The following is an 8,147-nucleotide window of genomic DNA, read 5'->3' on the forward strand; positions in this document are numbered from 1 at the left end:
GCCGGTCAGCTGTCGTAGTCGACGGTGAGGGTGCCCGAGACGGGATACGACTGGCAGGTCAGGACGTAGCCCGCGGCGACCTCCGCCGGTTCCAGCGCGTAGTTGCGGCGCATGTCGGCCGTGCCGTCGGTGATCCGGGCCCGGCAGGTGCCGCAGACGCCGCCCTTGCAGGCGAACGGCAGATCGGGGCGGACCCGGGCGGCCGAGTCGAGGAGGGTGCTGTCGCGCGGCAGCGCGCTGGTGGTGGAGCGGCCGTCCAGGACGACGGTGACCTGGCTGACCGGTCCGCCGGGGCGCGGCTCGGCGCGGTCCACGGCCGCGGGCGGTTCCTCGCCGGCGTAGAAGAGTTCCTGGTGGACGCGGTCGGCGGGGACGCCGAGTCCGGCCAGTGTCTTCCGGGCGTCCTGGACCATGCCGTGCGGGCCGCACAGCCACCAGTGGCCGGCTTCGCCGACCTCGACCAGCGCGTCGACCAGCGCGGCCAGCCGGTCGGCGTCCAGCCGCCCGGAGAGCAGTTCCGCCTCGCGGGGTTCGCGGGACAGGACGTGCGCCAGCTGGAAACGGTCCGGGTGGAGGTCCTTCAGGTCGGCCAGTTCGTCGGCGAACATCACCGAGCCGGTGCGGCGGTTGCCGTAGAAGAGGGTGACCCGGGAGCGGGCGTCGGCGGCGAGCACCGACTCGGCGATGGAGAGCATCGGGGTGATGCCGGAGCCCGCGGCGACCAGGACGTGGTGGGCGGGGGCGGTGAGGTCGGGGGTGAAGGCGCCGGTGGGGGTCATCACCTCGACCGTGTCGCCGGGCCGGACCTCGTGCACCAGCCAGGCGGAGAACAGTCCGCCGGGCACCACCCGCACCCCGATCCGCGGCGGCGCGCCGGCCGGGGCGCAGATCGAGTACGAGCGCCGCTCGTCGCGTCCGCCGACCCGGCGGCGCAGGGTGAGGGACTGGCCCGGCGCGAACGCGAACTCCTGCCTCAGGTGGCCGGGGACGTCGAAGCCGACGGCGGCGGCGTCCTCGCACAGCCGGTCCACCGCGGCCACCCGCAGCGGGTGGAAGACGGGCCGGCGGCCGGGCCGCACGGGGACGGGGGCGGGGGCGAGCGGGTCCGCCATCAGATCTCCTTGAAGTGCTCGAACGGCTCGCGGCAGGCGCGGCAGCGCCACAGCGCCTTGCAGGAGGTGGCGCCGAAGCGGGCGGTCTCCTCCGTGTCGGCGGCGCCGCAGCGCGGGCAGGGCACCGCGCGGCGGATGCCGGACAGCACCAGTGGCACCGGGACGGACCCGGGCCGGGGGGCGGGGCCGGGCGGGGCGATGCCGTGCTCGGCGAGTTTGCGGCGGCCCTCGGGGGTGATCCAGTCGGTGGTCCAGGGCGGGTCGAGGACCGTGCGCACCTCGACCCTCGGGTAGCCGGCCGCCTTGAGCCGGCCGGCCACGCCGGCCCGCATCTCGGCCAGCGCCGGGCAGCCGGAGTAGGTCGGGGTGAGGGCGGCGACGACCGTGCCGTCGTCGGTCAGGGTCACCTCGCGCAGCACTCCGAGGTCGGCGAGGGTCAGCATGGGCAGCTCCGGGTCGGGCACCGTCGCGGCGAGGTGCCGGGCGTGGCCGAGGGAGGTCACCATGTCGCCCCCGGGTGGGCGCGGGCCACGCTCTGGAGTTCCGCCAGCAGCGGGGCGAGGTGCTCGGTGTGCGTGCCGGCCCGGCCGGGTCCGGCCGGCGTCGCGGGCGGTTCGGGCAGCGGCAGCCCGGCGGCCTCGGTGACCTGGCGCAGCGTGTCGCGGACGGCCGGGCCGGTGTCGTGCGCGGCGGACAGCTCGCCGAGGTACGGGACCACCGCGCCGAGCCCGGCCCGCATCCGCCGATGGGACTCCGCGGTGCCGTCGCCGAGCCGGACGGTCCACTCGGCCGCGTACTGCCGGTGGTACGTCAGCTCCTTCGCGCCCTTGGCCGCGACGGCGGCGAGCACCGGGTCGGGCGAGCCGGCCAGCCGTTCGAAGTGGGCCAGCCGCCAGGTGGCGAGGACCAGCAGCCGGGCGACGCTGAACGCGAAGTCGCCGTTGGGGAGTTCGGCCAGCGTGACGTTGCGGAAGTCGGCCGGGCCGCGAAAGTAGGCGTAGGCGTCCTCGGTGCGGCCGGTGCCGTCCACCTGGCCGCAGCGGGCGTACAGCAGCCGGGCCTGGCCGAGCAGGTCGAGACCGATGTTGGCGAGCGCCATCTCCTCCTCCAGCTCGGGGGCGCGGGTGGTCCACTCGGCCAGCCGCTGCGCCGAGACCAGGGCGTCGTCGCCCAGGGCCAGGCAGAGCGCGGCCAGCTCCGCCCGGTCGACGCCGTCGGGGACGGTGCTGTCGACGCCGTGCAGGGGGTCCTCGAAGCCGGTGCCGTAGGCCCAGCGGGTGTCGTCCGCGTGCTCCTCGGCGAGGGAGAGGTAGACGTGGTCGTCGCTCATGGTCCTGCCCTTGCTCCTGACGTTGAGCTCAGATGTGCGGGACGTCGTCGGGAATGTCGTAGAAGGTGGGGTGCCGGTACACCTTGTCCGCGCTCGGGTCGAAGAACGGGTCCTTCTCGTCGCGGGTGGAGGCGGTGATGTGCGCGCTGCGCACCACCCAGATGCTGACGCCCTCGTTGCGCCGGGTGTACAGGTCGCGGGCGTGGGTGAGGGCCATCCGGTCGTCGGCGGCGTGCAGCGAGCCGACGTGCACGTGGTTTAGGCCGCGCTTGCCGCGTACGAAGACCTCGTACAGCGGCCAGTCCTGCTTGCCGGAGGCGCTCATGCCGCCGCTCCCTTCGCCGTGCGGGCCGTCTGCCTGGCCGCGTGGGCGAGGGCGGCCTCGCGCACCCAGGCGCCCTCCTCGTGGGCGGTGCGGCGCCGCTCCATGCGCTGGGCGTTGCACGGCCCGTCGCCCTTGATCACGCGCATCAGTTCGTCCCAGTCGGGGGTGCCGAAGTCGTACCGGCCGCGCTCGGGGTTCCAGCGCAGCTCCGGGTCGGGAAGGTTGACGCCGAGCTTCGCGGCCTGGGGGACGGTCATGTCGACGAAGCGCTGCCGCAGTTCGTCGTTGCTGTGCCGCTTGATCTTCCAGGCCATCGACCGGGCCGAGTTGGGCGAGTTGTCGTCGGGCGGGCCGAACATCATCAGCGACGGCCACCACCAGCGGTTCACCGCGTCCTGGACCATCTCGCGCTGGGCGTCGGTGCCGCGCATCATCGTCATCAGCAGTTCGTAGCCCTGCCGCTGGTGGAAGGACTCCTCCTTGCACACGCGCACCATCGCGCGGGCGTACGGCCCGTAGGAACTGCGGCACAGCGGCACCTGGTTGCAGATCGCGGCGCCGTCCACGAACCAGCCGATCACCCCGACGTCGGCGAAGGTCGGGGTGGGGTAGTTGAAGATCGACGAGTACTTCTGGCGTCCCTCGATCAGCCGCTCGGTGAGGTCCGCGCGGTCCGCGCCGAGGGTCTCGGCCGCCGAGTACAGGTACAGGCCGTGCCCGGCCTCGTCCTGGACCTTGGCGAACAGGATCGCCTTGCGGCGCAGCGACGGCGCCCGGGTGATCCACTCGCCCTCCGGCTGCATGCCGATGATCTCGGAGTGGGCGTGCTGCGCGATCTGCCGGATCAGCGTGCTGCGATAGCCCTCCGGCATCCAGTCCCGTGGCTCGATCCGCTGGTCCCGCTCGATCGTCGCCTCGAAGCGTTCCTGAAGTCCTGACGTCATCCCCTACCACCTGACCCCGACCGACCGATCGTTCGGTTCATAGTAGGCAGAGACCCCCGCCCTCCGGCAACCACTGGGGCGCTCCGGCTTCCCCGTCAGGCGCGCGGCACCGCTCTTGACAGGCGGCGGGGCGGCTTGAATTACTTGGCCGTGCCGCGCAAAACCGAATGTTCGGTCGGCACACAGGGTGGCGTGATCAGTGACGGAAGTGGCGCGCATGTTCGCCGCGGACCGGGCCTCCCGGGACCTCGGCATGGAGCTGTTGCGGCACGGCGACGGGACCGCCGTGCTCCGCATGACCGTGTCACCGGCGATGGTCAACGGCCACGGGACGGCGCACGGCGGATACCTCTTCCTCCTCGCCGACACGGCCTTCGCCTGCGCCTGCAACGGCCACGGCCCGGTGACCGTCGCGGCCGGGGCGGACATCACCTTCGTGGCGCCCGCCCGCGAGGGCGACGTCCTGCTGGCCACCGCCCAGGAGCGCACCCGGTTCGGCCGCAGCGGCATCTACGACGTCACCGTGGCGCGCGACGGGACGGTGATCGCGGAGTTCCGCGGCCGCAGTCGCAGCGTCCGGGGCGCGGACCCGAGTACGCGGGAGCCGCGATGAACGGCGACGGGCAGCGAACCGGACGCCCCCGGCTCGGCGAGCCGCTCCCGGCGGACCTGCTGGACGACGCGGAGCGGATGTCCCGCGCGGAGCTGGAGGATCTCCAGCTCCGCCGGCTGCGGCACACCCTGCGGCACGCCTACGACCAGGTCGAGCTGTACCGGCGGAAGTTCGACGCGGCCGGGGTGCGGCCCGAGGACTGCAGGTCGCTGGCGGACCTGGCCCGGTTCCCGTTCACCACCAAGGCGGATCTGCGGGACTCCTATCCGTTCGGCATGTTCGCCGTGCCGATGGCGGACGTACGGCGCGTGCACGCCTCCAGCGGCACCACCGGCCGGCCCACCGTCGTCGGATACACCGAGGGCGACCTGTCGAGGTGGGCGGATCTCGTCGCCCGCTCCATCCGGGCGGCGGGCGGCCGCGCGGGCCACAAGGTCCATGTGAGTTACGGCTACGGGCTGTTCACCGGCGGACTCGGCGCGCACTACGGCGCCGAACGGGCCGGCTGCACGGTGATCCCGGCGTCCGGCGGCATGACCGCCCGGCAGGTGCGGATCATCCAGGACTTCCGGCCCGAGATCATCATGGTGACGCCGTCGTACCTGCTGACGCTGCTCGACGAGTTCGAGCGGCAGGGGGTTGATCCGCGCACGACCTCGCTGCGGATCGGGATCTTCGGCGCGGAGCCCTGGACCGAGGCGATGCGGCGGGAGATCGAGGAGCGGATGGACCTGCACGCCGTCGACATATACGGGCTGTCCGAGGTGATGGGGCCGGGGGTCGCGCAGGAGTGCGTGGAGACCAAGGACGGGCTGCACGTGTGGGAGGACCACGTCCGCCCCGAGGTCGTCGACCCGCTCACGGACGAGGTGCTGCCCGAGGGCGTGGCGGGCGAGCTGGTCTTCACCTCGCTCACCAAGGAGGCGATGCCGGTGGTCCGGTACCGCACCCGGGACCTGACCCGGCTGCTGCCGGGCACGGCGCGGCCCGCCTTCCGGCGGATCGAGAAGATCACCGGCCGCTGCGACGACATGCTCATCGTGCGGGGGGTGAACGTCTTCCCGAGCCAGATCGAGGAGATCGTGCTGCGCACCCCCGGCGTCGCCCCGCACTTCCAGGTCGAGCTGACCTGGCGGGGCCGGATGGACCACATGACGGTACGGGTGGAGGCCCGGGCGGACACGCCCCCGGAGCTGCGCGCGGCGGCGGCGCGGGCCATCGTCAGGGACGTCAAGGACGGGGTCGGCGTGACGGTCGAGGCCGACGTCGTCGACCCGGAGACGCTGGAACGCTCGGTGGGCAAGCTGCGCAGGGTGCGGGACCTGCGGGACGTGCGGGAGCCGCGGCGGGAGTGAGCGGCCGGCCGGCCTGGCACCGCCGGTACCAGGACGGCGGGGGCGGTGGCTGTCCCGGGGCGGGTCGGTCACCGTGGAACCGGCCGCCCGCCGGCAGGCGCGGCCCACCCCTTACGCAGTACAGGAGCAGTCATGAGCAAGCTCGCACTGGTCACCGGCGCCTCCTCCGGCATCGGCCTGGCCTTCGCCCGCAGGCTGGCCGGCCAGGGCCACGACGTGGTGGCCGTCGGCCGCCGCGCCGACCGTCTGGAGGCACTCGCCGCCGAGTTCCCCGACGTGCGGATCCGCCCGCTGGTCGCCGATCTGTCCACCGACGCAGGGGTGGACGCGGTCGCCGCCGTGTGCGCCGGCGAGCCGCTGACGATGCTCGTCAACAACGCGGGCGTGGCCCACTACATGCCGCTGGCCGAGCTGCCCGCCGACAAGGCCCGGGAGCTGGTCCACGTCAAGGTGGTCGCCCCCACCCTGCTGACGCGCGCGGCGGTCCCGGGCATGCTGGCCCGGGGCGAGGGCGCGATCGTCAACGTGGCCGGCATGATCGCGTTCAGCGGCCCGGCGCCCGCCGCCCGGCTGCCGCGCCGCGCGGTGTACGCCGGCGCCCTGGCCCACCTGGTCGCGATGTCGCAGGTGCTGCACGCCGAGCTGGCCGGCACCGGGGTCAGGGTGCAGGTGCTGTGCCCCGGCGTGGTGGCCACCGAGTTCCACGAGCGGCAGGGCCTGGACCTGAGCGCGGCGCCGCGCATGTCCGCCGAGGACGTGGTCACCGCCGGACTGCGCGGCCTGGAACTCGGGGAGACGGTCTGCACCCCGGGTGTCGAGGACACGGGCCTGCTCCAGCGGGTCTTCGACGCCGACCTCGCGGCGTTCGGCGGGCAGCGCGTGGAGCTGGCCGGCCGCTACCGGTCCTGACCGGCCGGCCGCGCGGGGTGCGTCACGCGTCCGGCGCGGGCAGCGCGTGCAGCCCGGGCAGGTTGACGACGATCGCCTCCTGGGTGCTGCGCGCGATGACCACCACGGCCTCCTCGGCCGGGTCCGGGTTCTCCTCGCGGTGCGGCACGAACGGCGGGACGAAGACGTAGTCGCCGGGGCCGGTGCGCAGCCGTACCTCCTCGGGCCGCGGGCCGGAGTCGTCGAGGAAGACGAACTCCGGGTGGCCGCCGACCACGTAGATGGCGGTCTCCGACTCGCCGTGGTGGTGGTCGGAGGAGGCGGTCGCCGGGGCGACGTGGGTCTGGCCCATCCACAGCTTCTCCGAGCCGACGGTCTGCCCGCTGACTGCGGCGAACCGGCGCATGCCGCCGGTCTGCGCGGTGTCGCCGTCCAGGGCGCCGGCGCGGATGTGGTGCAGCCGGGTGCGCAGCGGCGCCGCCGGCTCCTGGCGGGTCTCGGGCAGATGCGGGTGGAAGCCCTCACCGGCGGTCGTGGTCGGCTCGCTCATGACCGGGACGCTAGGCCGCGCCCGAAAAGGATGTCAAGAGGTGTCCATTGCGCTTCACCTGCGGCAACGTTGCCGCAACGTGGGCTCATCAGCAGGGGATCGGGACCCGGGGCCGATTCGCTCGGGCATGATGTCGGCATGCATATCTCCGCGAAGGCGGACTACGCGGCGCGCGCTCTGCTGGAGCTCGCCCGGGAACCCGCGCGCCCCCTCACCTGCGAGGCGATCGCCTCCGCCCAGCAGATCCCGTTCCGGTTCCTGAAGTCCGTGGTGGGCGAGTTGCGCCGGGCCGGGCTGGTGCGCAGTCAGCGGGGCTGCGAGGGCGGGTACTGGCTGGGCCGTCCCGCCGACGAGATCACCCTCCTGGACGTCACCCGCGCCGTGGACGGCGAGGTGCTCACCCTGCGCGGGGAGAACCTGGGCGGCCTGGACTATCCGGGGCCGGCGACGGGGCTGCCCGGGGTGTGGCGCCGGATCGAGGCGGACGCCGCGGCGGTCCTGGGCGGCACGACCGTCGCCGCGCTGCTGCCGGCCGGCGCGCACCCCCGGGAGCCGGCCGCCGAGGGGGCGGCGTGACGTCCGGGGCCGGGCGGCCGGCGGTCGAAGTGGTGGAGTACACCGACCCGTTGTGCCCCTGGGCCTGGGGTGCGGAGCCCGTCTTCCGGCGGCTGCGCACGGCGCTGGCGGGCCGGGTCCGCTGGCGCCGGGCCTACTGCCTGCTCTTCGACCACGACGACGACCCGGCGCCCGACGCCGCGGCCGAGACCGCCTGGTACGCGCGGTACGTGACCGAGGTCTGCGGCCACACCGGGGCGCCGCGCGCGGCCCGGCTGAGCCGGGTGGCGGCGTCCTCGTGGCCCGCCTCGCTGGTCGCGAGGGCGGCCGACCGGCAGGGCGCCGTGGTGGCCGACCGGGTGCTGCGCCGGCTGCGGGAGAGCGTGTTCGTGCTCGGGGAGCCGGCCGACACCCCCGGCCTGGCCCTCGCCGCCGTCCGGGGCGTGCCGGGCCTGGACCTGGCCCGGCTGGCCGC

General features: G+C 74.3%; 10 protein-coding genes and 1 pseudogene. 5 read left to right on the forward strand and 6 right to left on the reverse strand.

Annotation, left to right across the window (positions count from 1 at the left end; genetic code table 11):
• Positions 1-5 precede the first annotated feature (5 nt).
• The 5 genes from paaE to paaA are packed head-to-tail and all read right to left on the reverse strand — an operon-like array spanning position 6 to position 3,711.
• Positions 6-1,112 carry a 1,2-phenylacetyl-CoA epoxidase subunit PaaE gene (gene paaE / locus AB0G32_RS36130; RefSeq protein WP_361173644.1) on the reverse strand — a complete coding sequence of 369 codons (1,107 nt, stop codon included), beginning with the start codon at positions 1,110-1,112 and terminating at the stop codon, positions 6-8.
• Positions 1,112-1,618, reverse strand: coding sequence for a 1,2-phenylacetyl-CoA epoxidase subunit PaaD (gene paaD / locus AB0G32_RS36135; protein WP_361173647.1), 507 nt, complete (start codon positions 1,616-1,618; stop codon positions 1,112-1,114). Before paaD ends, paaE begins: the two co-directional genes overlap by 1 nt.
• Positions 1,612-2,442: a 1,2-phenylacetyl-CoA epoxidase subunit PaaC gene (gene paaC, locus AB0G32_RS36140; RefSeq protein ID WP_361173650.1), complete on the reverse strand. Its 831-nt coding sequence runs from the start codon at positions 2,440-2,442 to the stop codon at positions 1,612-1,614. Before paaC ends, paaD begins: the two co-directional genes overlap by 7 nt.
• Positions 2,443-2,470: 28 nt before the next feature.
• Positions 2,471-2,767: a 1,2-phenylacetyl-CoA epoxidase subunit PaaB gene (gene paaB / locus AB0G32_RS36145; RefSeq protein WP_361173653.1), complete on the reverse strand. Its 297-nt coding sequence runs from the start codon at positions 2,765-2,767 to the stop codon at positions 2,471-2,473.
• A complete protein-coding gene (gene paaA, locus AB0G32_RS36150) occupies positions 2,764-3,711 on the reverse strand; it encodes a 1,2-phenylacetyl-CoA epoxidase subunit PaaA (protein ID WP_361173656.1) in 948 nt (315 codons plus the stop codon). The genes paaB and paaA overlap by 4 nt, the downstream gene beginning before the upstream one ends.
• A gap of 217 nt (positions 3,712-3,928) precedes the next feature.
• Here paaA and paaI point away from each other — a divergent pair, with 217 nt between their 5' ends.
• The 3 genes from paaI to AB0G32_RS36165 all read left to right on the forward strand — a co-directional run bounded on the left by paaI (position 3,929) and on the right by AB0G32_RS36165 (position 6,588).
• Positions 3,929-4,324, forward strand: a complete 396-nt coding sequence (paaI, locus tag AB0G32_RS36155) for a hydroxyphenylacetyl-CoA thioesterase PaaI (RefSeq protein ID WP_361173659.1) — start codon at positions 3,929-3,931, stop codon at positions 4,322-4,324.
• Positions 4,321-5,679, forward strand: coding sequence for a phenylacetate--CoA ligase PaaK (gene paaK / locus AB0G32_RS36160; RefSeq protein WP_361173662.1), 1,359 nt, complete (start codon positions 4,321-4,323; stop codon positions 5,677-5,679). Before paaI ends, paaK begins: the two co-directional genes overlap by 4 nt.
• Before the next feature lie 132 nt (positions 5,680-5,811).
• Positions 5,812-6,588: an SDR family NAD(P)-dependent oxidoreductase gene (locus AB0G32_RS36165; RefSeq protein ID WP_361173666.1), complete on the forward strand. Its 777-nt coding sequence runs from the start codon at positions 5,812-5,814 to the stop codon at positions 6,586-6,588.
• Between the two features lie 22 nt (positions 6,589-6,610).
• On the opposite strand, the gene AB0G32_RS36170 is transcribed toward AB0G32_RS36165, so the two are convergent.
• A complete protein-coding gene (locus AB0G32_RS36170) occupies positions 6,611-7,117 on the reverse strand; it encodes a cupin domain-containing protein (RefSeq protein ID WP_361173669.1) in 507 nt (168 codons plus the stop codon).
• Between the two features lie 138 nt (positions 7,118-7,255).
• Here AB0G32_RS36170 and AB0G32_RS36175 point away from each other — a divergent pair, with 138 nt between their 5' ends.
• Both AB0G32_RS36175 and AB0G32_RS36180 read left to right on the forward strand, forming a co-directional pair.
• Complete coding sequence (locus AB0G32_RS36175; RefSeq protein ID WP_361173672.1) at positions 7,256-7,693, forward strand: Rrf2 family transcriptional regulator; 438 nt, start codon at positions 7,256-7,258, stop codon at positions 7,691-7,693.
• A pseudogene (locus AB0G32_RS36180) lies at positions 7,690-8,147 on the forward strand (hypothetical protein); the annotation flags it as partial. The gene AB0G32_RS36175 and the pseudogene AB0G32_RS36180, both read left to right, overlap by 4 nt.

The organism is Streptomyces sp. NPDC023723, assembly GCF_040639815.1.
GTDB lineage: Bacteria > Actinomycetota > Actinomycetes > Streptomycetales > Streptomycetaceae > Streptomyces.

Bases quoted from the DNA above. Each gene is read 5' to 3' on its own strand.
- paaE (WP_361173644.1), bottom strand. From the start codon at position 1,112: ATGGCGGACCCGCTCGCCCCCGCCCCCGTCCCCGTGCGGCCCGGCCGC.
- paaD (WP_361173647.1), bottom strand. From the start codon at position 1,618: ATGGTGACCTCCCTCGGCCACGCCCGGCACCTCGCCGCGACGGTGCCC.
- paaC (WP_361173650.1), bottom strand. From the start codon at position 2,442: ATGAGCGACGACCACGTCTACCTCTCCCTCGCCGAGGAGCACGCGGAC.
- paaB (WP_361173653.1), bottom strand. From the start codon at position 2,767: ATGAGCGCCTCCGGCAAGCAGGACTGGCCGCTGTACGAGGTCTTCGTA.
- paaA (WP_361173656.1), bottom strand. From the start codon at position 3,711: ATGACGTCAGGACTTCAGGAACGCTTCGAGGCGACGATCGAGCGGGAC.
- paaI (WP_361173659.1), top strand. From the start codon at position 3,929: ATGTTCGCCGCGGACCGGGCCTCCCGGGACCTCGGCATGGAGCTGTTG.
- paaK (WP_361173662.1), top strand. From the start codon at position 4,321: ATGAACGGCGACGGGCAGCGAACCGGACGCCCCCGGCTCGGCGAGCCG.
- AB0G32_RS36165 (WP_361173666.1), top strand. From the start codon at position 5,812: ATGAGCAAGCTCGCACTGGTCACCGGCGCCTCCTCCGGCATCGGCCTG.
- AB0G32_RS36170 (WP_361173669.1), bottom strand. From the start codon at position 7,117: ATGAGCGAGCCGACCACGACCGCCGGTGAGGGCTTCCACCCGCATCTG.
- AB0G32_RS36175 (WP_361173672.1), top strand. From the start codon at position 7,256: ATGCATATCTCCGCGAAGGCGGACTACGCGGCGCGCGCTCTGCTGGAG.